Source organism: Aquimarina litoralis, assembly GCF_039523995.1.
Taxonomy (GTDB): Bacteria; Bacteroidota; Bacteroidia; order Flavobacteriales; family Flavobacteriaceae; genus Aquimarina; species Aquimarina litoralis.
In genome coordinates this window covers 437,065-463,720 of the sequence record NZ_BAAAGE010000004.1, presented here as the reverse complement: position 1 = coordinate 463,720, position 26,656 = coordinate 437,065, and the positions used below count along the sequence as shown (strand labels likewise).

The window sequence follows — 26,656 nt, the reverse complement described above, 5'->3', positions numbered from 1 at the left end:
TATAAGTATATAGTATCGTAAATCATCTCCTTATATATAGGAAAACTCCAAAATCCAATGATCGATTTAGAGGAAAACATAAGAAATACTAATCACTCCAGAGAACAGCGAAATTATTTTGCCAATCTTATTTTGGATAATCCCGAGTTGTTACCGCAGCTATTGGCGATTTGTCATCAGGTGGATGACGAAATTTCTTGCAGAGCATCCTGGGGACTGGAATTTTTATGTAAAAAAAGGTTAGATGCTATACTCCCCTATTTAGATAGTTTTACGAAAATATTGCCAAAGGTATATCAACATCCGGCGGTAAGACCTATGGCAAAAATTTGTGAATACCTTATTCTTGCGTATTACAAAGAAAAAAATCCTATTGTGCAAAAATCATTAACCAAAATCTATCGAGAAAAAATAACCGAAGCTTGTTTTGATTGGTTGATTTCTGATCAAAAAGTAGCCGCCAAAGCGTATTCTATGACAAGTTTATATCTATTAGGTACTGAGTTTGATTGGGTACATCCAGAATTAAAAGTCACCTTAGAAAATAATTACCATCAAGGCAGCGCTGCATACAAAGCTAGATCCCGAATGATTCTGAAAAAGTTGTAGTTTGGTTAATGGTTAATAGTTGTTGGTTTTGGTTCATTACAATTATTTTTTTCTAGGTTACCTTATGAATGGCAACTCTATTTGATAGTACTTTAGATTTAAATTCTTACTTGGAAGATCGTAATTACTCATGAAATAAATTATCTTTGCAGCTTTCAAAAAAACAAAGTCATGTCTTTAACTCCATTACAAGCTATATCACCTATCGATGGTCGTTATGCTTCTAAAACACAATCATTAAGCGCTTATTTTAGTGAAGAAGCTTTAATAAAATATCGTGTACTGGTAGAAATCGAATATTTTATCGCTTTATGCGAAATACCATTACCACAATTAGAGCGTATAGACACTTCAATTTTTGAAAAATTAAGAGCTATTTATACGACCTTTTCTACCGAAGATGCTCAAGCTATAAAAGACATTGAAAAAGTAACCAATCACGATGTAAAAGCTGTTGAATATTTTATCAAAGAAAAATTCGATCAGCTAGGTTTACAAGAATACAAGGAGTTTATCCACTTTGGACTAACATCTCAGGATATTAACAATACTGCGATACCACTAAGTATTAAAGAAGCTATTGGAGATGTGTACATTCCTCATTACTTAGAATTGGTAGCAAAACTAAAATCATTAGTAGAAGAATGGTCTGATGTATCCATGCTAGCTCGAACACACGGACAACCAGCTTCTCCTACTCGATTAGGAAAAGAATTTCAGGTTTATGTTACTCGATTAGAAGCGCAGTTTGATTTGTTAAACGATATTCCGAGTGCCGCTAAATTTGGTGGTGCTACTGGAAACTATAACGCGCATAAAGTAGCGTACCCTACTATCGACTGGAAAGAATTTGGTACTCGATTTGTTCAGGAAAAATTAGGATTGCACCATTCTTTTCCAACAACTCAGATCGAGCACTACGATCATATGGCGGCATTGTTTGATGGACTTAAACGTATCAATACAATTATCTTGGATTTAGATAGAGATGTATGGACTTATGTTTCTATGGATTACTTTAAGCAAAAAATCAAAAAAGGTGAAGTAGGATCTTCTGCGATGCCGCACAAAGTAAATCCTATAGATTTTGAAAACAGTGAAGGTAATATTGGTATTGCTAATGCATTGTTTGAGCATCTAGCGTCTAAACTACCTGTGAGTAGACTACAACGCGACTTAACAGATAGTACCGTACTAAGAAATGTAGGAGTTCCTTTTGGACATACCTTAATTGCTTTTCAGGCTACTTTAAAAGGATTGAACAAGTTATTATTAAACGAAGAAAAGTTTGCTCAAGATCTCGAAAACAATTGGGCTGTTGTGGCAGAAGCTATACAGACGATACTAAGAAGAGAAGGGTATCCTAATCCTTACGAAGCTTTAAAAGGATTAACAAGAACCAATGAAGCTATTAATCAAAACTCAATTGCAAACTTTATTGAAACACTAGAAGTTTCAGATGATATTAAATCCGAATTAAAAGTGATAACTCCTGCTAATTATACTGGCATATAATATCTATATTATCAAAACATATATATATTAATAATTATATAACCTTAATTCGAGATAAGAAAATTAACTAGTCTTCGATAGAATAATCTATTAAAAATCACCTTGACTGACTTAATTTTCTTATCTCGAACTCTTGTTAAATAGCACCTTATTTATGGATATGTAAGCCTATTTGCCTATGTATTCTGAGAGAATGATCTTTTTCTCTACGCCAGTAAGAAATACCAGTTCCGGTACTATTCCCAGAATATCCTGGAACAGACCAATCCACATAAAAACCACCGTATTTAATATAACCATCCTCTACGATATCATAAGCATAAGTCATCACCTCTAGCGAGTCGATCGTTGCAGGATACTTGTAGTATCCCTTATAATGTTCTAACAAAACAGACTTTCCTGATTTTATGGTATCCGAAAATGGTAAATACATGGCATCATCTGTATAAGAATCTGCAGTTCTTTCTGGAATTCTAGCTCTTACATTACTTTTTCCCAAAGCACTATAAGCAGCCAATTCTCTTGGTATTTTAATTGGATCAAGGGATGTAGTAATAGCTTCAGGAACCAAGAATTTGTCGGGATCGTCCATACGTTTCAAATATCCAAAAGCTTCTGCTCTTAACTTTAATTTTCCTTCGCCATCATGCTTCCACACATTCAAATACTTTCCCTCTACTTTTTCTGCATCCTCAAACACTTTAGTAAACAATCCTATTTCAATGATTCTATTAGAAAACTCTAAAACATCTAACGTTTTTCGGTTGTATTCCTTTATATTCCTTCTATCAAATATAGTATCGTAATAAATTTTGATGCTTGTATCGCTTACAATCAAAGGATTATAATCTGTCATTAGTAAAGACTCAGAATCATATAGATCTTGTATGATTTCAAAAGAATTTGTTTTTCCAGCCTTTATAATCATCTGATTATATCTTGCCAACATATTTTCTACAGTTACCGGTTTTTCTATTGTTGACGTCTTCTTATTTTCCTTGTTTTCACAGGCGATTAGTGTTGTAATACCAAATATGAGTACTATATATCTTTTCATTACTACTTATTTTTATGAGTATTCTTATGGATATTTACAGATAACCATACTTCCCTTTTAATTTTATCTATGAAGTCATATTGAATATCACTTTCCAAATTTTTAACGAATTGTCTTTCATTCTTCTAAAGACAAACATATTTTTAGTACTAAAAGCATTAGGTTTTTCTTTGTTTGCAGGGTAAAAAGTTCCCTTTACTCTTCCATGCATCACTACCACCTCAGCATACGAATGCATCTCTGTTATTTCATGTTTCATATCTGCAAAACCATACTCCCTTTCTTTTTCTATATGAGCCACAAGTGTGGGTTTATCAGAAATCAATGGATGATTTGGAGCCATGTGGATCAAATCATCAACCCATACCATCATTTTATCTTCCGTGGAAATACTATGATCATCCAAAATTTTTAAAATTTCCTGTACCGATTTTTGATCTTCTTCTAGAGAAAATTTGGAAGTTTTATCCAGGCATGTGCACTGTAAAAAAGTTATTGGAATAACCAACCATATAAGAATACGCTTTGTCATCATATTAAGCTAGATTTGATATTAAAACGATAAATGTTCATTTAAAAAAGGTAAAACTCTAGTCGCTATGCGACCATCATCGCCCCAATATTTATTCCACGGATCGCCTACAAACTCGTCACCCTGATGATCCACATTAAGATCCATCAATTTTTTACTAAATCTTCGATTAGAAATCACATGAGCTTGTGTCTGATCAAATCTTGCCCAATCAAAAGCAATCGCTTTGAGACTTCGAAGGTTTTCTGCGTAATCATCTAATCGTTCATCTAAATGAAACTCTTTTTGTTCTTTTCTTACATTATTTGGATGCAGTTGTAGTTGTCCATTTTCATCTTTTTCGAATAAAAAATTACAATATAGAGGAGCACGATTGGTGTTAGGAAGAAACGCCTGACATACACTAGTGAAAATTTTGGTTCTTATATCTTCTCCCACTTCTTCAAATGATTTGGCTTGATGTATTTTTTCCCAATCTACACCCAAAGAAACCCTAGGAAGGTATCCAGAACCAGTAGCCACAGGATGTAATGCATATACTACACTAAACATTTCGGGATATTCCATAGCAACTTTAAGTGCTCCTCTGCCACCCATAAAATGTCCAATCACAGCTCTACTATTTTTATCAGAAATAGTTCTATACTTTTGATCTATGAAAGGAACCAGTTCTTTACTAATGAAGTCTAACCACAAACCACTAGTTTCTGAGTTCTCATAGAGGCTTCCTACCGTTGGAGAACTGAAGTCTGCAACCACAAAAATAAACCCCTTCGATGCGTTAGACATGATACTTTTATCGATTATTTCAGGAGTTTTTTGATCAGAAACTACACGGTCTATATGTTCAAAAAGGCTATGTAAATAATAAACTACTGGATATGTTTTTTTTGATGATGAATAACCTGGTGGAATGTAAGTTTTGATCTTTCTTGTGATGTTCAATCCAATTTTATTCTTTTTTAAAACCTTTGATTGTATAACGTCTTCCACTATACTTCCCTTCATCTTGTATTGTGCTGAAGAATCATTCATCACAAAAATCATCAGAAAAGGAAGTAAAGCTATTTTGAAATATTGCATAAGAGAATAATTTTTAAATTAATAGTTGTAATCGTAAGTAGATATTTGCCTTACTATTTTTAGTGTTCCATTTGGTGCTCTTCGCCATATTTTTATTCCTTTGCCCGTACTAATTCCAGAATATTCATTATTTCTCCAATTTGCGATATGACTTGCATAATTCACTACATATTCTCCAAGATCATTGATATAATTATTCCTGATATCTAGTTTTTCAAAAATTGGAAGCTCTGCTACATGATCTTTTATAAATTGATCTAAGGCGTTTTTATCTTTAAAAACTGGTTTATAACTAAACAATGCTATTGCATCATCTGCATATAACTGTTTCCATAAAACGTGGTCTCGATTTGCGATAAATTCTTCTGTAAAATGGTTAATAGAAGCTATTTCAAATCGGATATTATCATTAATAGGCAAATGTCCTTGATAAGCAAGTACGGTTCCCGGAACATCGTTAAACTTTAGCTGTTCGGTAAGATCTGTATGATGATTATAATTCCATATTTCAGAAATCAAAGTAATACCTGTTTGCTCTTTTTTCCATATATCCATATACTTTCCATGTAATTCCACTACTTGAGTTTCATTTTTTAATCGAACCTTCATCTTAAATTCGCCCAGCACACAGAGTTGCGATCCTAAATCCAAGGTTTCGAAATTTTCTCTTTCATATGCCAGAATATCAAATCGATCGAAGAAAGCTTTGTGATATAAAAATGCATTCTCTTTTCCGAGTAGTGTTTTATGAAATGCAGGCATTAAATACATTTCTTTATCATAATGTTTCACGATGATTTCTGCATCAGATGATTGCATTCCCTGATTGTAATCTCTAATAAACTCACTAAGCTGTTTTTCTATACTTACTTCATCTATTAGAGTAGTATTAGCCCATATTTCTTGAGAACAAATAGTAGTAAAAAACAAGAAACTTAAGAATGTTTGGACAAGTCTCATAATGGTTTTGTTTTGTGATTTATGCTAAAATACCCTGAATACTAAATTGTTAACACACTAAATTGATCAAACGAACTGAAGTATTGATGTTCGACGAATTTTAGGAGTCTGTAAAAAAGGAGATTAAAAAAGACGAGTTTTTTTGCGTTCGTCAATAATTTAGAGCTGTTGATCAATAAATCAATTAAGAGCAGTAGGGTTAGCAACTATTTTCTTATTTTAATGAGTTGTAAGTAATACATGTATGTCTGTTATATCTTTGGATACCTTTAAGAACTCTAAAATTCTGAACGTTTTATATCGTTATAAAGCGTACCATCTTTTATTTTGGTTTGCATATCATTATATGTGGTGGGCTATTGGAATAGGAAGTGCAAAAGAAGCTGCGTATAATATTTTCTTTCCACCATATAATGTAAAATTTCTGTTCTATTTTGTTTTCCAGGCAGCAGCAGTGTACTTCAATTTATATTACCTCATTCCTAAATTCCTAGAGAAAAGAAAATACCTTACCTATCTTCTTTTTTTCGGTGCAACGATATTGGTTACTGTATTTATTCTTACTTCTGGTTATTATGTAACAGCATACGTGGCAAATTCAACTGTTGCGGAGCTATTTGACAATCAAAGTTTTTCAAAACTTCTAAGGTCTGGACCTATATCCTCTACACTGGCTAGTATGACCTTAGCAATGAGCATAAAACTCACAAAAAACTGGATAAAGTCGCAACAGCGACAACAATTATTGGAAAAGGAAAAAATTGAAACTGAACTTAAATTTCTAAAATCTCAATTTAATCCTCACTTCTTATTTAATACTATCAACTCCATCTTTGTTTTGATCCATAAAAACCCTGACATGGCTTCTGAATCCTTAGCCAATTTTTCGGATCTCATGAGATATCAACTCTATGAGTGCAATGAATCTAAGATTCCGTTAGAAAAGGAAATTAATTACTTAAAAAATTTTATTAACCTCGGAAAGTTAAGACTAGACAATACTGTTAAAGTTACGACTACTATTAAAGATCAGGCATATGGTAATATCTCTATTGCTCCGTTTATTCTAATGCCTTTTGTAGAAAATGCTTTTAAACACGTTTCTCTTGGAGAAGATCAAAAAAACTGGATTGAAATTGAGCTTCATTGTTACGAAGAGAAAATACTCTTTAGAATAAAAAACAGCATTAATAATTATGATAATTATAATGCTGAGGATCTAATGAAAAATAGCGGAATTGGTTTAAAAAATGTTAGAAGACGATTGGATTTAGTATACAAAAACCAATATCATCTTGATATTCAAAAAACCAATAATATATTTACAATAGAGCTTCAATTATTGTTACAATCGCTTTCTATTTCTTCGGAACCGATAATCAATCCAATTACCTCATTACAATCTTAAAAAATAAAGTATGGTTTTAAAATGTATTGTAATTGATGACGAACCTTTAGCAAGAGAGTGTATTTCTAATTATATAGCCGAGGTAGATTTTTTAACATTACATGGTAGTTGTTCGAATCCATTAGAAATGACTAAAATTAAGAATGCTCACGAAGCAGATCTTTTATTTCTGGATATTCAAATGCCAAGAATGAATGGAATCGAATTTCTGAAATCCATGAAATCTAAACCAATGGTCATCATTACGACTGCATTTCCGAATTACGCTTTAGAAGGCTTTGATTTAGATGTAATGGATTATCTATTAAAACCAATTACTTTTACTCGTTTTTTTAAAGCGGTTTGTAAGGTAAAGGAGCAATATCTCTTGCTCAATAACAAAACTGAAACTATAGCTACCAATGATACCACTACATCTGATTATGTTTTTATAAAATGTGACAACAGTTATAAAAAGTTATATTTTGATGATATTCTTTTTATAAAATCCATGCAAAACTATGTAGCATTTCATACGGCTGATGGAAAAAAATATCTCTCTCTAATTCCTTTAAAGGAAGTTGCTAAGCAATTAGATTCTGATATTTTTTTGCAGGTTCATAAATCTTATATCGTTTGTATCCATAAAATTGATTCTATAGAAGCGGAGGGGATTACTATTGCTTCTAATCATATTCCATTAGGCAGAAATTATAGATCTAAAATAATGGAAAAGATTGTACACAATAAAATTCTCAAAAAATAGTATACAAAAAAAGGCTGCTAGCACATACGCACACTAGCAGCCTTTAATTAACACTAATATTGAATATTAGATTCTAAAAAACTAAATTCTCGGTAAATCTCCATCTCCTTTTAGTGGTAGATTAGAGCTTCCCATTAAATATGTATCTACATGATATGCTGCTTGTCTTCCTTCGGCAATAGCCCATACAATAAGAGACTGACCTCTTCTTGTATCTCCAGCTGCAAAAACTCCCTTTACATTGGTAGCATAATTATCTTCTGAAGCCTGGATATTTGTTCTAGCATCCATATCAACACCTAACTGTTCTGCGATAGTAGGTTCTGAACCTGTAAATCCAAGCGCTAGTAATGCTAGCTCACACTTCCACTCTTTTTCGGTATTAGGAACCTCCTTTAGCGTAAAACGTCCATTTTCTTTGATCCATTCTACCTCAGATGTTATTAATCCTTTCAGATTTCCATTTTCATCTCCTAAAAATTCTTTTGTAGAAATGCTCCAATTACGCTCTACTCCTTCTTCATGAGAAGAACTTGTACGCAATCTCATTGGCCAAAACGGCCAAGGCTGATTCGTGGGTCTAGCTGTAGTACCTTTACCCATGATTTCAAAATTAGTCACAGAAGTAGCTCCATGACGTACAGAAGTTCCTATACAATCAGATCCTGTATCTCCACCACCGATAACGATAACATCTTTTCCTGTAGCTAAAATTTCTTCTCCTAAATCTTTAATACCATCAACTCTACGATTGTTTTGTGGTAAAAAGTCCATTGCTTGCACAACACCATTTAGATCAGAACCTTTTACTGGTAAATTTCTTCGAACCGTTGCTCCCGTACATAATACAACTGCATCAAAATCTTCTTTTAATGCATCTGCTTTTACATCTTTTCCGATAAAGGTATTTGTTTTAAAAATAATTCCTTCTTCTTCTAAAACTTCAATTCGACGATCGATTACATTTTTCTCCATCTTAAAATCCGGAATTCCATATCGAAGTAACCCTCCTACCTTCTCATCTCTCTCAAAAACAGTCACCAAATGACCCGCACGGTTTAATTGTTGTGCTGTTGCTAATCCAGCAGGACCTGATCCAATAACCGCTACTGTTTTACCGGTTCTTTCTTTGGGAGGATTAGCTTTAATCCATCCATTTTTAAAAGCTTCTTCGACAATATTTTTTTCAATATTTTCTATGGTTACAGGATCTTCGTTAATCCCTAAAACACATGCTTCTTCGCAAGGTGCTGGACATAATCTACCTGTAAATTCAGGAAAATTATTTGTGGAGTGTAAAATACGTGTTGCTTTCTCCCATTTCCCACGATATACCGCATCATTAAAATCAGGTATTAGATTTCCTAATGGGCATCCGCTATGGCAAAATGGAATTCCGCAATCCATACATCTTGCTCCTTGGTCTTTAAGTTTACTTTCCGTCATAGGAACGGTAAACTCTTTATATCCTTTTATACGATCTTTAACAGGTTCATACTGTTCCGTCTCTCTTTCAAATTCTAAAAATCCAGTTGTCTTTCCCATGTCTATTATCGTTTATGCTTGTGCTAATTTTTCTTCTTCTAATCGTTTTAATGCTTGCTTATATTCTTCTGGGAATATCTTGATGAACTTTGGTAATTCACTTTCCCAGTTTTCAAGAATTCTCTGAGCTAAAGGACTTAACGTGGCATTATAATGTGACTCTATTAAATCTTTTAACTCTTTAACATCCTCAGGAATCACTACAGGATCTAGGTTTAAAGCTTCTTTATTGCAATGTGCTTCAAATGTTTTCTTGTCATCATATATATATGCTATTCCACCAGACATTCCAGCTCCGAAGTTTCTACCAACCTCTCCAAGAATTACTGCAACACCACCAGTCATATATTCACATCCATGATCTCCAATACCTTCCACTACTGCTTTGGCACCAGAATTACGAACACAGAATCGCTCACCTGCTTTACCATTGATATACACTTCTCCATCTGTAGCTCCATATAAAGTTACATTACCCGTAATCACATTATTTTCAGGAATTAATGTCGCTTCGTCTGGTACTTTAATAATTAATTTAGCTCCAGATAATCCTTTACCTAAATAATCATTAGTATTACCATTAACCACCATGGTAAGACCTTTGGTAGCAAATGCTCCGAAGCTTTGTCCTGCTGCTCCAGTAAAGTTTAATTTCAATGTGCTATCTGGAAGACCTTGCGCTCCATATATCTTAGAAATCTCATTACTTAGAATCGCTCCTACTGCTCTATCTGTATTAGTAATATCAAAATCCAAGGTGGTTTTTTCTTTTCTAAATAGTGCCTGGTGAGCCTGCTCGATAATTTCAAAATCTATGGATCTTCCTAAACCATGATCTTGCATTTCAGAATTGTAAATACCAACACCTTCTGGTGCTTCTACCTGATGCAAAATTGGAGAAAGATCTACTCCTGCAGTTTTGTAATGCTCAATTGCTTTTTTACGATCTAATTTATGTACTTGTCCTACCATTTCATCGATAGTTCTAAAACCAAGCTTTGCCATGATTTCTCTTAGCTCTTGAGCCACGAAATACATATAATTTACTACATGCTCAGGTTTTCCTTTGAATTTCTTACGCAATTCAGGATTCTGGGTAGCAATTCCAACAGGACAGGTATTCAAGTGACAAACTCTCATCATTATACAACCAGAAGCTACTAAAGGCGCTGTTGCAAAACCAAATTCTTCTGCTCCTAATAAACAAGCAACCGCTACATCTCTTCCTGTTTTTAACTGACCATCACACTCTAATACAATACGACTTCTTAGGTTATTCCCTACCAAAGTCTGCTGCGCTTCTGCGATTCCCAGCTCCCAAGGTAAACCAGCGTGTTTTAGAGAAGTTAATGGCGATGCCCCTGTTCCTCCATCAAATCCAGATATAAGAATTACGTCCGCTTTTGCTTTGGCCACACCTGCGGCAACAGTACCAACTCCTACTTCTGATACTAATTTCACATTAATTCGTGCATCTCTATTCGCAGATTTTAGGTCATAGATTAACTGCGACAAATCTTCTATAGAATAGATGTCGTGATGTGGTGGCGGCGAAATCAATCCTACGTACGGTGTAGAATTACGTGTTTTTGCAATCTCAGGATTTACTTTAGGTCCTGGTAATTGTCCTCCTTCTCCTGGTTTTGCTCCCTGAGCCATTTTTATTTGAATCTCAGCAGCATTGGTAAGATAGTTAGACGAAACTCCAAATCTACCTGAAGCAACTTGCTTAATAGCACTGTTCTTCCAATCACCATTCACATCTTTATAAAAACGTAATGGATTTTCTCCTCCTTCTCCAGAGTTACTCTTTCCTCCAATACGATTCATTGCCACCGCTAGGTTCTCATGAGCTTCCTTACTAATCGATCCGTATGACATCGCTCCTGTTTTGAAACGTTTTACGATTTCTGTCCACGGTTCTACCTCATCCAAAGGAATAGGATCATAATTAGAGAATTCTAATAACCCTCTAATCGTCATAAGATCTTTAGATTGCTCGTTGATTAAAGCAGCATATTCTTTATAGGTCTTAGGGTCATTATCTCTTACCGATTTTTGCAATTTAGCAACAGACAATGGATTAAACTGGTGTTTCTCTCCATTACGTCTCCATCTATACTGCCCTCCTATTTCAAGATCTAAAGAAGCATCTACTTCTCTTTCTATATATGCTCTTTTATGACGTTTCGCTATTTCTTTTTCTATTTCGTATAATCCAATTCCTTGTATACGAGTAGCAGTATTTGGGAAATACTTATCTACCACTTGTGTGTTGATTCCAATACATTCGAACAACTGAGAACTACGGTAAGAATTCAATGTGGAAATACCTATTTTGTTCATTACTTTTAGTACTCCTTTCCCAACTGCTTTATTATAATTATTTATAGCTGCTTCTGACTCTAAAGCAGTTATATTATTGTCTTCAATTTGCTCTTTGATAATCTCATTTACCATATAAGGATTAATAGCACTTGCACCATATCCAAATAGTAAAGCAAAATGATGTACTTCTCTTGGTTCTGCAGATTCTATAATGATACTAACCTGAGAACGTTTTCCTAATTTTTGTAATCCGCTATTCACAAAAGAACAAGCTAACAATGCTGGTATTGGCGCTCTATGTTTACTAATATTTCTATCAGAAAGGATAATTATATTACTTCCGTCATCGATCGCTTCAGAAACTTTATCTAACATTGTATCTAAAGCATCTTCTAATCCATTAAGTCCACGATTAATGTTGTATAACATGGATACGGAAGTAGCTTTAAAACCTTTATCTGTATACGTTTTAATTTTATCAAGATCCTCTTTAGATATAACCGGATTTTGAATTTTTAATTTATTACAGTGCTTTTCATTAATATCAAAAATATTATGATCTGCTCCTAAGGTAAGACTAATATCAGTGATTAATTCTTCACGTATTCCGTCTAATGGCGGATTTGTTACCTGCGCAAACAATTGTTTGAAATAATTGTAAATCAGTTGAGATCTTTGTGAAAGCACTGCAATTGGTGTATCAGATCCCATAGAACCTATAGGTTCTTTTGCTAACTGACTCATAGGTACGATAATCGTATCGATATCTTCTTGAGTATATCCAAATACTTCTTTTCGTTTAGCAATTGTTTCTTCACCTAAGAATAAAGGACAATCATTATAAGGTATATCTTTTAAATGAACCAAACTACTATCAATCCACTTTCTATATGGATGTTTGGCTGCTATTTCTTCCTTGATCTCCTCGTCATTTACAATTCTTCCTTCGTCCATATTTACCAAGAACATTTTCCCAGGTTCTAGACGACCATGAAATTCTATATTTTCTGGCGCAATATCAACAACTCCCGTCTCAGAAGACATGATTACATATCCATTCTTGGTTACGGTATATCTAGAGGGTCTTAATCCATTTCTATCTAGTACAGCTCCAATATAATTTCCATCTGTAAACGGTATAGAAGCTGGACCATCCCAAGGTTCCATCGCACAAGAATTGTATTCATAAAACGCCTTCTTCGCTTCTGACATTTCTGGATTCTTTTCCCAAGCTTCAGGTACCATCATCATCATCACCTCTGGTAAAGATCTACCTGTCATTAATAATAACTCCACAACCATGTCCATAGATGCAGAATCGGATTTACCTTTTAATACTACTGGTAAAACCTTTTTGATATCATCTCCAAACCAATCACTAGCTAATAATTCTTCTCTAGATCGCATTCTGGTTACATTACCCCTAAGTGTATTGATTTCACCATTATGACACATATAACGGAAAGGTTGTGCCAAATCCCAAGTAGGAAATGTATTGGTAGAAAAACGTTGATGCACCAAAGCAAGCCTTGTTACTACTCTTGGATCCATCAAATCTGTATAATACAATTTGATATCCTCTGGCATTAAAAGACCTTTAAAAATTAAAGTCTTTGTAGACAAACTTGGTAAGTAAAAGAATTTATTCTCGGATAACTTAGAACTATAAATTTCATGTTCCGTTATTTTTCTAGCCGTGAATAACTTAAGGTTAAAATCGAAATAACTTTGATCCTTAGAATTCTTACCAATAAATATTTGTTTGATAAATGGCTCTGTAGTAGCAGCTATTTCCCCTAAGTGTACCGTGTCTACAGGAACATCTCTCCATCCTAATAACACCAACCCTTGATTTTCGATATTTCTTTCGAAAGTATCTATACAATATTGTCTCTGGTTTTCTTTTTTGGGTAAGAACACATTACTTACAGCATATTCTCCTGCTTCGGGTAAATCAAACTCACAATTTTCTAAAAAGAAATCATGTGGTATATCTATTAGTATTCCTGCTCCATCTCCTGTTTTTCCATCTGAGCTTACCGCTCCACGATGTTCTAATTTTTCCAGAATTTCTAGTGCTTTATGTATAATGTCATTAGACTTTTTACCTTCTAAGCTACAGATAAATCCAGCACCACACGCGTCGTGTTCGAATTCTGGCAGATACATTCCTTGTTTCTTCATGTTATTTCCGATCTAAATAGTGTTTCAAGTTGTTGAAATTAACAAAACCTTAAGGAAGGGAAAAGAAAAACCGCATATGGAACATCGTTTTTTTGAGCTCGATAAAAAAAGGACTATTTAACTAATATAATCCTAAAATAAAGACTTGAAATTACGAATTTAATAACGCGATTTTCTTCAAAAAACCTTTATTAATCCTAGGTATTCCAGCATTTTAGCCCAAAAAATCAAATGAAAACGTTTTCGTAAAAAACCATCAATCTTTCACTGCGAAATCCTCAGTTATTTCTTGAAAAAATACATACCCCTAATTTTTTAGGGGGTAAATATTTTAAAATGATAAAAATAACATGAATACCCTTATAAATTTTGAGGCTAAAAAGTAATTCACATATTTTTGACAGAGATTTAACATTAATTTTAACTTTTTAGTCTTTATGAAGAAAATAGAAGCAATCATCAGAAGATCAAAATATCGTGTGGTTAAAGAAGCACTTCACGAAAAAGGCATTACGTTCTTTTCTTATTGGGATGTAACGGGTGTAGGTAATGAGAAAAAAGGGAGTGTATACCGTGGTATCTCTTACAGTACTACTGATATCCAAAGACGTTATTTATCGATCGTTGTAAACGATGACTTCGAAGAAGTAGCTATTGCTGCTATTTTAGAAGCTGCTAAAACAGGTGAAGTTGGTGATGGAAAAATATTTGTTTCCGATATAAAAGAAGCCTATAGAATACGTACATCAGAAAAAGGGGGGATTACCTTATCATAATCTTAATACAACAAAGATCAACTAAAACTAAATTTTATGAGTTATATACAACAACCAGACGTACAAGAAGCAGTGAAAGCGGCCGTGGAAGGAATCAACGGGGACATGGGTGCTTTATGGATTACGCTTTCTGCGATCCTAGTTTTCTTTATGCAGGCAGGATTTACCTTGGTAGAAGTAGGTTTTACCAGAAGTAAAAATGCTGTAAATATCGTTATGAAAAATATTATGGACCTGTCTATCGGTTCTATTATGTTCTGGGCAATCGGTTATGCAATTATGTATGGAGACGAAGTAATTGCTGGTGGTTTTTTCAGATGGAGTTCTGCAGATCAAGGATATGCCTTTTTTCATGCTGATGATTGGTATAATCTATTTTTCCAAACGGTATTCTGTGCTACTGCTGCAACTATTGTTTCTGGAGCCATTGCAGGGCGTACTAAATTTTCAACGTATTTAATATTTTCCTTTGTGCTTACAGCAATCATTTATCCAATTTCGGGTAGCTGGTATTGGCCTTTTGACGACAGTGCTTGGTTAAACACATTAGAGAAAAGTATGGGACTTCCAAACTTTGTTGACTTTGCAGGATCTTCTGTAGTGCACGCTGTTGGTGGTGGTGCTGCATTAGTAGCTGCAAAATTAGTTGGACCACGTATTGGTAAATATGAAAATGGAAAAGTAAACGTGATTCCTGGACACAATATGTTATTTGGTGCTCTTGGGGTTCTTATCCTTTGGTTAGGATGGTTCGGATTTAACGGTGGATCACAATTAGCATGGGGTGGTGATGATACTATTGCTGCTGGTAGTGTTCTTATTAATACAAATATAGCCGCTGCCGTTGGTGCTGTTGCTGCTTTATTCCTTACTTGGATCAAATATGGAAAACCAGATGTTTCAATGACATTAAATGGAGCATTAGCAGGATTAGTTGGTATTACAGCAGGATGTGGTGCAGTAAGTCAATTCGGTGCACTGTGGATCGGTTTAATATGTGGTATCGCTGTTGTGTTCTCTATCGAATTACTTGATAAAGTACTTAAGATAGATGATCCAGTAGGAGCAATTTCAGTTCACGGAACTTGTGGTTTCTTAGGAACTGTATTGATCGGTTTATTTGCAAAAGAAGGTGGTTTATTCTACGGTGGTGGAGCTGGACTTTTAGCAAGTCAGACTATCGGTACATTAGCATACATAGGATGGGCTGTAGTAACAAGTTTCATCGTATTAATTATATTGAAGAAAACGATTGGACTTCGTGTTTCTGAAAAAGAAGAAATTGATGGATTAGATGTTCACGAACATGGTGTAAGTGTTTATGGAAAAGATAGCTAATAGCTAACTGAGCATTAAAAAATAATAAAAGGAGTGTTGTATTTTACAGCACTCCTTTTTGTTTAGTCTATTTTATAATCTCCATCGATAATGGATATGAAGGTTCTTCTCCGTTGCTTGCTTTTATAGCATTGATAATTGGAAAAACGATACATAGAATTCCTATTAATATCAAACCAAGTATTCCTAATCCAAATAATAATATTAACGGAATACACACAATCGCATAGATAAACATACTTATTTGAAAATTCATAATGGATTTTCCATGATTATCCATTGCCAATACCTGCTCTCTTTGGGTTAACCAAAGTATTAAAGGAACTATAAACCCTCCAAATCCGGTTACTAAGTCTAATAACTGTGATAAATGGGTAATTACTAATAATGATTTGTCTTGTCTCATGATTATTTATGTTTTTTGGTTGATGATAGTTTTGATTGCTAATAAAATTAGCACTCTTTACTTATATGACGCAAAACCATTAAAAATGTTACATATTTATGATCACAAAAAAAAGCATCCCAAATTGGGATGCTTCCTTTATATATAACTAAATTTAATTCTATATCTTTTTATTGATTGATGATTAGTTTTTGTGTGGTTGATTCTCCGTTACTTTCTATTCTTATCAAATAAATACCTTGCGACATTGAGAAGTTTTTGGCAGAAATTGTATTAACTCCTGATTGTAATTCAATAACTGCTTGTTTACGACCTAAAATAGAAAATATAGTCGCTTTTGCATCTTTAACATAAGAATCTAGATGTATAGAGAAGTTATTGGTTGCAGGGTTTGGTGAAATGCGAACATCTGCAAAAATTCCTTCTGGTTCATCACCTAAGATTGCCTCTGTAGATGCTAATTCTGCAACTAAACTTTCTGCACTAGCCGATTGACCACAAGATCCTTCGTAAATCTTAACGTTGGAGAATACTGATGTGTTACCACTACCAGCATCATTATCGTTAATAAATACTAATCTATCCATTGTACCTGTATAGAAGTTTCCTACTGGTATCGTATATGTAGTTGTTCCTCCAGAATAGTTATCAAAGTTAGTCACTCCATAATTCTGAGTTCCATGAACTTTAAAATATCGACTAGATGTTAATGCATTATCATCCTCGAATCCTATTCCATGAATTTCTCCTTGACTTGTACTACTAAAATCAAATTCAATAACGGTGTTAGCAGTTACGGTATAATTCAATGCAATATATTTCCAAGTATTATTTTGCATGGATATTGATGCTCCTCCGTTGGTAATTGAGTAATTTCCAGCTGTATCTTGATTTGAGAAACCTGTGATTGTAAAATCATTAAAGTCGATTGCATCACATGTTGGAGGCGGTGGAGTTGAACCATTTGTGATACTTAAATCATCAATAGTAATATCTCCTTGCCAGCTAGTTCCAGTAACTACATTTAATCGTAACTGTACACTAGAATTTCCTGCGTAAGCAGAAAGATCAATACTAGCTTCATTCCAGTTAGATCCTTGTGAACCAGATCTACTGAATACACTAGTCCAGTTACCTGAATTATTTGCTCTTGCTTCTACATTTAATGATCCTACGGCATTACCAACCATATGATACTGAAAGCTTAGTGTTGGAGAAGAAACTCCGTTAAAATCTAAACAAGGAGAATTAAGAATTGCTTGTTTAGATGGATATCCTGTTCCGTTTCCTGAAGCTTCTACATATATATATGAAGAACCGTCAACAGCTCCAGTTGGTCCAGTTCCGTTAGAAGGAGTTCCTCCAGAATTTACTGTCCAGTTAAGATCATCACTTGCGGATTGTGACCACGCTCCTATCGATCCTTCAAAACTTTCTGAATACGGAAATGAAGAAACATCTCCTGTACAATCTTCATTTGGTGGTGGTGGAGGTGTCGTATCTAACCCCATAGCATCCCAAAAAGCAGGTATGGTTGCTCTCTCTCCAGAGTTAGAACCTCCAGAACTTGTACAACCACCATAGGCATGCACTCCAACCGCATTACCAGTGGCTTCATCTATGATTGGACTTCCAGAGTTACCTCCAGTAGTATCTGCTCTATATCGTACGAATGTATTAGTAACACTAGCTAATGGTCCTGAATGTGTCTGCTGTGTTTGGTTATCGATTCCTGTATCGGTACCAAACCCAGTAATTCTAATTGTATTTCCAGGAGCATCCTGTACTACATTGAACGATTTTCCTTGTGCTTGTAGAGGTGTTAAACCAGTTTGAGAATTGGCACTTGCTTCAAAAACACCCCAGTCATTAGCCTGACTAGGACTATTAATATATGGAGAAACAAAATTTCCTATTGGATATTGATCCTCTGGTCCAGGATGCACTATGGTTCTATCTGGATTAGATTTAGGTACATTAAATTCAATAATTTCGGATCTACTGGTTAAACAATGGCCAGCGGTTACAAATTTTCCATTAGTAATGATCCATCCAGTACAACCAATAGGTACAATTCTTCCAATCGCATCATCTGTAGAGTCGATACGATCATCTGCAGATCCACATTGAGATTTAATAGTAGGATCCAATTCCCCAACACTTAACTCATAAATGTTGATATTTGCTGTAGCATCATTAGGTGCTATCGTTAAAGTTACCGATACTTCGTCACCATTAAAATATGCACTTGAATTTTTCCAATCCTTAATTGTTTGTGAGTTTAACACTTGAGTAGCGCCATCTAATTTTGAGGTGATCGTAATCGTACTATTGTTACCAAGATTTACATCCTTAAAGAATAAACGAAGCCAAGTTGCTCCCTTTTCCGAAACATTTTCTGTAATTGTATTGGATCCACTTTTACCTGAGATATCGTCTGATTTTAGAGTCAGATTATATGGTGTTTCATGCCTAGCTAAATTCTGTGTTTGTGCAAAATTGACAAAAGGAATTAGCATAATTACTGCGCATATAACAGTGGATAATTTGTGTTTGATTAGCAGCTTGCTTCTGCTAATTGAGTTTGTGCTGTGAAAATTCATAAAAATAAAAGTTTAGTATATAGAAATTAAATTTAGTTACTAAATCTCTCGCTTTCGGTTAGTTAGACCTTAAGCTGCATTCCATATTATTTCCTTTTATTTTTTATTGAAATTATAAAAATTTCTACCCCTAAGCCTTAAATGTAAGGAACTAAATCCTCTCTGCAAAAAAGTTTCAACTTAAAAATAGAATACCACCGTGATAATATGTCTATTTTTGTATTTTGATTTTGAAATGTATGATTACACAAGATACTATTGTGGCATTAGCTACACCATCGGGAGCAGGTGCCATCTCTGTAATTAGAATCTCGGGAAAAGACGCCATAAAAATCTGCAACCCTTTATTTAAATCTATTAAAGGAAAAGATTTGGCTGCTCAAAAAACCCATACGATTCATTTAGGTCATATCGTAGACAATAATCGTGTTTTGGATGAAGTATTAGTATCACTATTTAAAGACACTAATTCATACACTGGAGAACCGACGGTAGAAATTTCATGTCATGGATCTACTTACATTCAACAAGAGATCATTCAGTTATTATTGCGTAGTGGATGTAGAATGGCTGATGCTGGTGAATTTACCTTACGAGCTTTTTTAAATGGAAAATTAGATCTTTCGCAAGCCGAAGCTGTGGCGGATCTTATAGCTTCTGATTCTGAAGCTTCGCACCAAATTGCCATGCAACAAATGCGAGGTGGATTTTCTAATGAAATTAAAAAACTTCGTGAAGAATTGATGAATTTTGCTTCTCTTATAGAGCTTGAGCTAGATTTTTCGGAAGAAGATGTAGAGTTTGCGGATCGCAGTCAGTTTAAGGATTTGATATCCAGAATTACCAATGTCCTAAAACGACTGATTGATTCATTTGCTGTCGGAAATGTGATCAAAAATGGAATCCCAACAGCAATCGTTGGAGAACCTAATGTAGGTAAGTCTACATTATTGAACGCATTGCTAAATGAAGAAAGGGCTATTGTATCTGATATTGCAGGTACTACAAGAGATACTATCGAAGATGAAATTAACATCGGAGGAGTTAGCTTTCGTTTTATCGATACAGCAGGAATTAGAGAAACAGAAGATGTTGTAGAAAGTATTGGTATCCAAAAAACCTTTGAAAAAATAGAACAAGCTCAAGTAGTTATCTATTTACTAGAAGCGGATAAATTTCTGGTTTCGGGTAAAACTTTTATTGTTGAAATTGAAAAAATTAAGAATAAATACCCTCAAAAACCACTAATCATAGTTGCCAATAAAATTGATAAAGTTGATACCAAATCTCTTGAAGTATTAACCAATGAACTATCACAAGTAGAAGGTGTTACTTTACAATTATTATCTGCAAAATCTGGGACAGGAGTTGAAGAATTACAAAACCAATTATTAGACTTTGTAAATACAGGAGCTCTACGCAATAATGAAACAATAGTCACGAATACCCGACATTATGATGCTTTACTAAAAGCATTAGAAGAAATACAAAAAGTACAATATGGATTGGATACTGGACTTTCCGGAGATCTAATGGCTATTGACATTCGCCAAGCGTTATATCATTTTGGAGAAATTACTGGAGAAATCACCTCCGATGATTTGCTAGGAAACATCTTTGCTAATTTCTGTATTGGGAAGTAAGTTACTTCCTCTTCTTTCATTTTAAAGTCACATAGAACTTTCGGCAAGTAACCTACTATTTTTATGCACTGATCATATCAATTTGTATCTTTAGATTTTAGTTTTGTAAACTTGGGGATAGTAAGCAAGCATATTATAGATGTAGATAAATCTATTGTCGTATTACCATTCAAGAATATGAGTGGAGATGACAGCTATGACTATTTTTCTGATGGAATTACTGAAGAAATCATTAATGCATTATCAAAAGTTGAAGGACTAAAGGTAACAGCCAGAACATCTTCATTTGCATTTAAAAATAAGCCAAAAGATATTCGCTTAATAGGTAACGAATTGGGTGTAACGAATGCCGTAGAAGGAAGCATTAGAATTGCAAAAGATAGGATTAGGATTTCAACTCAATTAACTCGCACCGACAATGGTTTTCTTTTATGGTCTGAAAAATTTGATAGACAATTAGATGATGTTTTTGCGCTACAAGATGAAATAAGTCTATTAATTGCTGATAAGATTCGTGAGAATTTTGGACACTTAACCGTTCAAGATCAATTAGTACATCAAGAAACTGAAAGTATAGAAGCTTATGAAAATTATCTAAAAGGGCGGTTTTACTTTTTTAAATGGGATTTACCTTCTATGGAAAAAGCTATTTCTTTTTTTGATGAAAGTATCCACATTGACCCTAACTTCACGAAAGCCTATTTTAATTTGGGTATGTGTTACAGTCTTTTGGGATCATGGGGCTTTTTTTCTAAAAATGAGGCTTTTGAAAAGGCGGAAATGTATTTTGCATTAGGTGCTCAAGTAGGAAACGAATCATACGAAACCTTTTATGTGCGTGCAACTCATGAATTTTGGGGAAAATGGAACCATCAGAAAGGGTATGATTATCTTCAAAAAGCTATAAAATTAAACTCTCAAAATGCATTTACCCTTGATTTTATCGCTGAAATACATAGAGCCACAGGCAGTTTTGAAAAAGGACTGAAATCGAACAGTCAAGCGTTGCAATTAGATCCACTATCGGTAAATGCCTTATACACAAGATCAACTATTCTGTATTTAAAAAGAGATTTTACCGAAGCTATTTCTTACGTCGAAAAAGGATTGAACTTAGATCCTCATTTCAGTTTATTACAAAACCTTAAGGTTTTAATTCTTATACAACTGAATAAGAAAGCACAACTTGATATATATCTAAAAGAAAACGTGCAATCTCAAACCCTAAAAACAATCTCACAATGTTTTTATAATCTATTCCATAAAAAAGAGATGGACACATCTAAAATAGAAGATCTTATCGGACAATTGGAATCACTAACCGAACCACTATTATATCCGTGGGATGTCTATTTGAATTTATATGCAGGACACTCTAATAAGGCGTTATCTCTTTTGGAAGAAAAAGTAAATAACAGAATGGGACAAGTTATCTCATACAAGAACGATCCTCTTTTTGAATTGCTTTCTTCTGCTATATCATCCAAAGAAAACCTAAACTCTAATTTCTTATTAGCTGACTTAGAAGCTATTCAAGAAAATGTAGATAATAATCCTAAGAATTCTATCCTCGATCATTCTGAAATTAACGCTCTGCTTGACGTTTTAAATTCGAAAATGGAAAATGAGCAACTGTATACAAATCAAAACTTAAGCTTAAGGGCTCTTGCCAAGCACCTCAACCTTCATCCTAATAAATTGTCATGGCTATTAAACGAATGTATCGGTAAAAATTTTAATGATTATATCAATACCTATAGATTGAAAGCTTTTAAGGACAATGCTTTAAAACCAGAAAATAAACATCTTACTCTTTTAGGTTTAGCCTATGATAGTGGCTTTAATTCTAAGACCGTTTTTAATACCTACTTTAAAAAAGCAGAAGGCCTAACACCAAAACAGTGGTTAAAGTCGCAACCATAAATTAGTCACCCTAGATTAACCACCTTTCCTTAACTTCTTTGTAACCTAATAAGTTCTATATCTCATTTTATAAGTTCTGAATTTTATTTCAGAACGATTGCCTTTCGGTTTTACTACACCTTTGTATCATCAAAATTTATGAACCCACAATGATAGATAACGATGTTACCAAAAAATAATAATAAAATTATTCTTCTCGCTGGAGCTACAGGTTACCTCGGTAATTATATAGCAAAGGAAATGCAAAATAGAGATCTTATCGGAAGATTAATAGCACGAAAACCTGAAAAATTAGAGCATCTTAAATCGTCTCGATTAACAATTCTAAAAGCCGAAGTTACGCGTGCTAACACATTAAAAGGTATTACTGAGAATGTAGATACTATTATTTCTACTGTAGGTATAACGCGCCAAAAAGATGGATTAACCTATATGGATGTAGATTATAAGGCAAATCTAAATCTCCTGGAAGAAGCAAAAAAAACTGGTGTTAGAAAATTTATATATATCTCAGCTATAAACGGAGATAAACACAAAAACTTAAAAATTCTAGAGGCAAAAGAAGCATTTGTAGATGAATTAAAGAAATCAGGTTTGGAGTATACCATTGTACGTCCAAATGGATTCTTTTCCGATATGAAAGACTTTTTGGAAATGGCTAGAAAAGGAAAAATATATCTCTTTGGAAATGGCGAACAATTGCTAAATCCAATACATGGAGAAGACCTGTCAAAATTATGTCTTGATTTAGTAAACGACACTATTAAGGAAATTTCTGTTGGGGGTCCTGATATATTAACCCATAATGAAATTGCAGAACTGGCATTCAATGCATATGGAAAAGTACCATCCATCTGGCATTTACCAGATTGGGTCAGAAAGCTGGTATTATGGTCCGTTCGAAAATTTACATCTATTAGCACCTATGGCCCATTAGAATTCTTTTTAACACTGATGGCTGATGATAATGTTGCGATGAGATATGGAGAAAACAAACTTCAAGATTTCTTTTTGGTAGAAGCTCAAAATTCTAAATAATTAAAGTTATGATACGCAAAATTTTAAGTAATAAATGTCCTAATTGTAATGAAGGACATATATACAGCAAAAAGAATATCTACTTCAATTTTTTTTCAAATAAAATGAATAAGAAGTGTGAGAAATGTGGATATATTTTCGAAAAAGAACCAGGATTTTTCTTTGGTGCTATGTATGTAAGTTATGCCCTGGGCATAGCGGAAGCTGCAGCAGTATTCCTCTTCGGAAGACTTTTTTTTGAGTCTGCTTATGATATGAGAATAATCTTTTGGATAGCATTAACACTTATACTCTTGTCATCATTTAACATGAGGTTTTCGAGAATAATTTGGATTTATCTCATGCGAAAATTTTAAAGCTATAAAATAGGCTCGGGATAATAATCTAGAACGATTTGCTTAAGTACCCGTAAAATATTTGTAGCGTAAATTTTAATTGCAAACTAAGTTTATGAAAGCTGTAGTATACAAAAAATATGGAGGTCCAAACGTACTTCAATTAAAGGATGTACCTAAACCTGTAATTCAATCAAATGAGGTTTTGATAAAAATAATAGCAACCTCTGTTACTGCGGGTGATGTTCGTCTTAGAGCATCGAATTTTCCGCCATTAGCTTGGTTACCCGCACGATTATTTTTTGGATTATTTACACCTAAAAAACAAATATTGGGCCACGAGTTTTCTGGTCACATCGTACAAGTCGGTGATAAAGTTACAAGATTTAAAACGGGTGATGAAGTTTATGGAACAACATCGATGCTTAAAACAGGTGCGTATGCCGAATTCATAGCAGTACCAGAATTTTGGAAACAAGGAGCATTAAGTCTTAAACCTAATAATAAAGATTTTAAAGAAGCAGCTGTTCTGCCTATTGGTGCAATGACCGCACTTTATTTATTGAAAAAAGCCAATACCTATAAAGACAAGAGAATACTTATTTACGGTGCTTCTGGTAGTGTTGGAAGCTATGCAGTACAAATTGCAAAAAGTATAGGCGCAGATGTTACGGGAGTATGCAGTAGTCGGAATATAGAAATGGTCGCTTCACTTGGTGCAGATACAGTTATCGATTATACAAAAGAGGATTTTACCAAATCAAACAAGATGTATGATATCATTTTCGATACTGTCGGCAAACTAAGTAAAGTAAATTCCAAAACTGCCCTTTTAAAAGGTGGGAAATATGTTACAACAAAAATGATTACTAAACAAAGTAATGAGTCCTTAGAAGAAGTAAAAACTTTAGTTGAAAAACAGGCAATTCGTCCATTTATAGATAAAACTTACGCTTTAGAAGATATCCAAAAGGCACATGCTTACGTAGATACAGGACGAAAACGAGGCAATATTTCGATAATAATTTAATAAGTCAAAATACATAGAAATGAAAAATATAGTAATCATAAACGGTCACCCAGATAAAGAAAGTTTCAATTGGGCACTATCAGAAAGTTATCATAAAGGGGCAATTATGACAGGTGCAAGAGTAGAAATGATAAACCTTATAGATATAAAATTCGACCATAATTTAAAATATGGTTATCGTATTCCTTACCCCTTAGAGCCAGATTTAGAAACAGCAATTTCTAAAATAAAGAATGCAGACCATATTGTTTGGTTTTTTCCGATGTGGTGGTATGGCACACCTGCCTTATTAAAAGGATTTATCGATAGAACATTTTTACCAGGTGTTACTTTCAAGTACCAAAAGGGAAAGTTATTTCCAAATAAATTATTAAAAGGCAAAACCTCAAGAATGATAATCACTTCGGATACTGTGAGCTGGTATCATAGCTTGGTGATGAAAAAACCAGTGATCAATCAGATGAAAAAAGGAGTATTAGAGTTTTGTGGAATAAAGCCCGTAAAAACTACCTACTTCGCACCTGTAAAAAGTTCTTCTTTGGAGCAGCGTAAAAAATGGCTCTATAAAATCGGAAAACTTGGAGAAGCCTTAAAATAAGTATAAAAAGTAATTCAAAAAACGAATAAAAATTAAAAATCATGAAAAACATTTTAGCATTTTCTGGAAGTAATAATCCAGATTCAATTAATGAAAAATTAGTACAGTCTGTAATTAATCGACATCCTGAATATGATATTCGGTTTATAGATTTAAAAAAGTTTGACACACCAATTTACTCACAGGAAATTCAGACCAAAGGTATACCAGAAACTATTTTAGATTTATATAAAATTTTTCAAGAAAGTGAAGGCTTTATTATTGCATCACCAGAACATAATGGTTTACCATCAGCTTTTTTAAAAAACATCATAGATTGGTTATCAGTAATAACTCAAAAATTCTTCGATAATAAGCCGGTACTGTTGTTAAGTACATCACCAGGTGTTACTGGAGCAAGAACACATCTAGGGTTGTTGGCTAAACTAATACCTTTATGGGGTGGTAAATTAAAAGCATCCTATTCTTTAGGTAGTTTCGAAACAAACTTTGATATTACTAATAAGAGAATTACAAATAATTCAGAAGTAAATAAGCTTGATAAGGCATTTAATTCTTTCATTAATACTCATTCTAATGTTATGAAAAGTAACAAGGATGTTGTGGAGTCTTATTTCAAAGCATTTACAAATGGTAATTTAGAACAGGTAATAAACATTTTTCATCCAGACTGCTACATCGTTAGTGTTAAAGAAGAAGAACGCCCAACAGAGCAATTACATGGCATATATCGCACACGTGAGGAAGCAAGACAATTTTTAAAGAATATTGTATCGCTATTTGAAACGAAAGAATTTACAGTAGATACTGTAGTTGAAGCTGAAGAAAATTTGGTAATTGCCAAAGGTACATTCACACATCTAGTAAAAAGTACTGGTAAGTTATTTTATAGTAATTGGGTACAATTATGTATAATCCAAGATGAGATGATTAAAGAATACAGATTTTACGAAGATTCTGCGGCATTAATCGAGGCATCATCCATTCAATTAGTATAGTT

At 33.8% G+C, this 26,656-nt stretch carries 21 protein-coding genes; 13 read left to right on the top strand and 8 right to left on the bottom strand.

Annotated elements, in window-relative coordinates; translation table 11 throughout:
* The first annotated feature begins 57 nt into the window (after positions 1–57).
* Complete coding sequence (locus tag ABD077_RS20905; protein ID WP_343914168.1) at positions 58–609, top strand: adenylosuccinate lyase; 552 nt, start codon at positions 58–60, stop codon at positions 607–609.
* A gap of 171 nt (positions 610–780) precedes the next feature.
* Positions 781–2,124, top strand: a complete 1,344-nt coding sequence (gene purB, locus ABD077_RS20900) for an adenylosuccinate lyase (protein ID WP_343914167.1) — start codon at positions 781–783, stop codon at positions 2,122–2,124.
* Between the two features lie 148 nt (positions 2,125–2,272).
* Here the strand turns inward: purB and ABD077_RS20895 are convergent, their stop codons facing one another.
* The 4 genes from ABD077_RS20895 to ABD077_RS20880 form a co-directional block, all read right to left on the bottom strand.
* Entirely contained in the window at positions 2,273–3,181 is a 909-nt protein-coding gene (locus ABD077_RS20895) for a hypothetical protein (RefSeq protein WP_343914166.1), read from the bottom strand.
* A 67-nt stretch (positions 3,182–3,248) separates the two neighbouring features.
* Positions 3,249–3,716 carry a hypothetical protein gene (locus ABD077_RS20890; RefSeq protein WP_343914165.1) on the bottom strand — a complete coding sequence of 156 codons (468 nt, stop codon included), beginning with the start codon at positions 3,714–3,716 and terminating at the stop codon, positions 3,249–3,251.
* Positions 3,717–3,734: 18 nt separating this feature from the next.
* Entirely contained in the window at positions 3,735–4,796 is a 1,062-nt protein-coding gene (locus ABD077_RS20885) for an alpha/beta hydrolase (RefSeq protein WP_343914164.1), read from the bottom strand.
* 18 nt (positions 4,797–4,814) lie between these two features.
* Positions 4,815–5,756 (bottom strand): YybH family protein, encoded by a 942-nt coding sequence (locus tag ABD077_RS20880; RefSeq protein ID WP_343914163.1) that lies wholly within the window; start codon positions 5,754–5,756, stop codon positions 4,815–4,817.
* Positions 5,757–6,000: 244 nt separating this feature from the next.
* On the opposite strand from ABD077_RS20880, the gene ABD077_RS20875 reads away from it, so the two are divergent.
* Together ABD077_RS20875 and ABD077_RS20870 are read left to right on the top strand one after the other, a co-directional pair.
* Positions 6,001–7,164, top strand: coding sequence for a sensor histidine kinase (locus tag ABD077_RS20875; RefSeq protein WP_299901905.1), 1,164 nt, complete (start codon positions 6,001–6,003; stop codon positions 7,162–7,164).
* A 10-nt stretch (positions 7,165–7,174) separates the two neighbouring features.
* Positions 7,175–7,909 carry a LytR/AlgR family response regulator transcription factor gene (locus tag ABD077_RS20870; protein ID WP_343914162.1) on the top strand — a complete coding sequence of 245 codons (735 nt, stop codon included), beginning with the start codon at positions 7,175–7,177 and terminating at the stop codon, positions 7,907–7,909.
* A gap of 81 nt (positions 7,910–7,990) precedes the next feature.
* On the opposite strand, the gene ABD077_RS20865 is transcribed toward ABD077_RS20870, so the two are convergent.
* Entirely contained in the window at positions 7,991–9,454 is a 1,464-nt protein-coding gene (locus tag ABD077_RS20865; RefSeq protein ID WP_343914161.1) for a glutamate synthase subunit beta, read from the bottom strand.
* 12 nt (positions 9,455–9,466) lie between these two features.
* Positions 9,467–13,966, bottom strand: a complete 4,500-nt coding sequence (gltB, locus tag ABD077_RS20860) for a glutamate synthase large subunit (protein WP_343914159.1) — start codon at positions 13,964–13,966, stop codon at positions 9,467–9,469.
* Positions 13,967–14,403: 437 nt separating this feature from the next.
* Between gltB and ABD077_RS20855 the strand changes: the two genes are divergently transcribed.
* Together ABD077_RS20855 and ABD077_RS20850 are read left to right on the top strand one after the other, a co-directional pair.
* Positions 14,404–14,742: a P-II family nitrogen regulator gene (locus ABD077_RS20855; protein WP_219010207.1), complete on the top strand. Its 339-nt coding sequence runs from the start codon at positions 14,404–14,406 to the stop codon at positions 14,740–14,742.
* A 36-nt stretch (positions 14,743–14,778) separates the two neighbouring features.
* On the top strand, positions 14,779–16,080 hold the full coding sequence (locus tag ABD077_RS20850) for an ammonium transporter (RefSeq protein ID WP_343914158.1): 1,302 nt from the start codon (positions 14,779–14,781) through the stop codon (positions 16,078–16,080).
* Positions 16,081–16,147: 67 nt separating this feature from the next.
* Here ABD077_RS20850 and ABD077_RS20845 read toward each other — a convergent pair whose 3' ends face one another.
* Both ABD077_RS20845 and ABD077_RS20840 read right to left on the bottom strand, forming a co-directional pair.
* Positions 16,148–16,486, bottom strand: coding sequence for a DUF4870 domain-containing protein (locus ABD077_RS20845; RefSeq protein WP_299607338.1), 339 nt, complete (start codon positions 16,484–16,486; stop codon positions 16,148–16,150).
* A 170-nt stretch (positions 16,487–16,656) separates the two neighbouring features.
* Entirely contained in the window at positions 16,657–19,089 is a 2,433-nt protein-coding gene (locus tag ABD077_RS20840) for a trypsin-like peptidase domain-containing protein (protein ID WP_343914157.1), read from the bottom strand.
* A gap of 239 nt (positions 19,090–19,328) precedes the next feature.
* On the opposite strand from ABD077_RS20840, the gene mnmE reads away from it, so the two are divergent.
* The 7 genes from mnmE to ABD077_RS20805 all read left to right on the top strand — a co-directional run bounded on the left by mnmE (position 19,329) and on the right by ABD077_RS20805 (position 26,654).
* On the top strand, positions 19,329–20,732 hold the full coding sequence (mnmE, locus tag ABD077_RS20835) for a tRNA uridine-5-carboxymethylaminomethyl(34) synthesis GTPase MnmE (RefSeq protein WP_343914156.1): 1,404 nt from the start codon (positions 19,329–19,331) through the stop codon (positions 20,730–20,732).
* A 111-nt stretch (positions 20,733–20,843) separates the two neighbouring features.
* Positions 20,844–22,655, top strand: a complete 1,812-nt coding sequence (locus tag ABD077_RS20830; RefSeq protein ID WP_343914155.1) for a helix-turn-helix domain-containing protein — start codon at positions 20,844–20,846, stop codon at positions 22,653–22,655.
* Between the two features lie 162 nt (positions 22,656–22,817).
* Entirely contained in the window at positions 22,818–23,693 is an 876-nt protein-coding gene (locus ABD077_RS20825) for an SDR family oxidoreductase (protein ID WP_343914154.1), read from the top strand.
* Between the two features lie 8 nt (positions 23,694–23,701).
* Positions 23,702–24,049, top strand: a complete 348-nt coding sequence (locus ABD077_RS20820; protein WP_343914153.1) for a DUF983 domain-containing protein — start codon at positions 23,702–23,704, stop codon at positions 24,047–24,049.
* A gap of 94 nt (positions 24,050–24,143) precedes the next feature.
* Positions 24,144–25,058 carry an NAD(P)-dependent alcohol dehydrogenase gene (locus ABD077_RS20815; RefSeq protein ID WP_343914152.1) on the top strand — a complete coding sequence of 305 codons (915 nt, stop codon included), beginning with the start codon at positions 24,144–24,146 and terminating at the stop codon, positions 25,056–25,058.
* Between the two features lie 19 nt (positions 25,059–25,077).
* Positions 25,078–25,656 (top strand): NAD(P)H-dependent oxidoreductase, encoded by a 579-nt coding sequence (locus ABD077_RS20810; RefSeq protein WP_343914151.1) that lies wholly within the window; start codon positions 25,078–25,080, stop codon positions 25,654–25,656.
* Positions 25,657–25,697: 41 nt separating this feature from the next.
* The gene (locus ABD077_RS20805) at positions 25,698–26,654 is read left to right on the top strand and encodes an NAD(P)H-dependent oxidoreductase (protein ID WP_299607348.1); all 957 of its coding nucleotides are present in this window, start codon (positions 25,698–25,700) and stop codon (positions 26,652–26,654) included.
* The last annotated feature ends 2 nt before the right edge of the window (positions 26,655–26,656 follow it).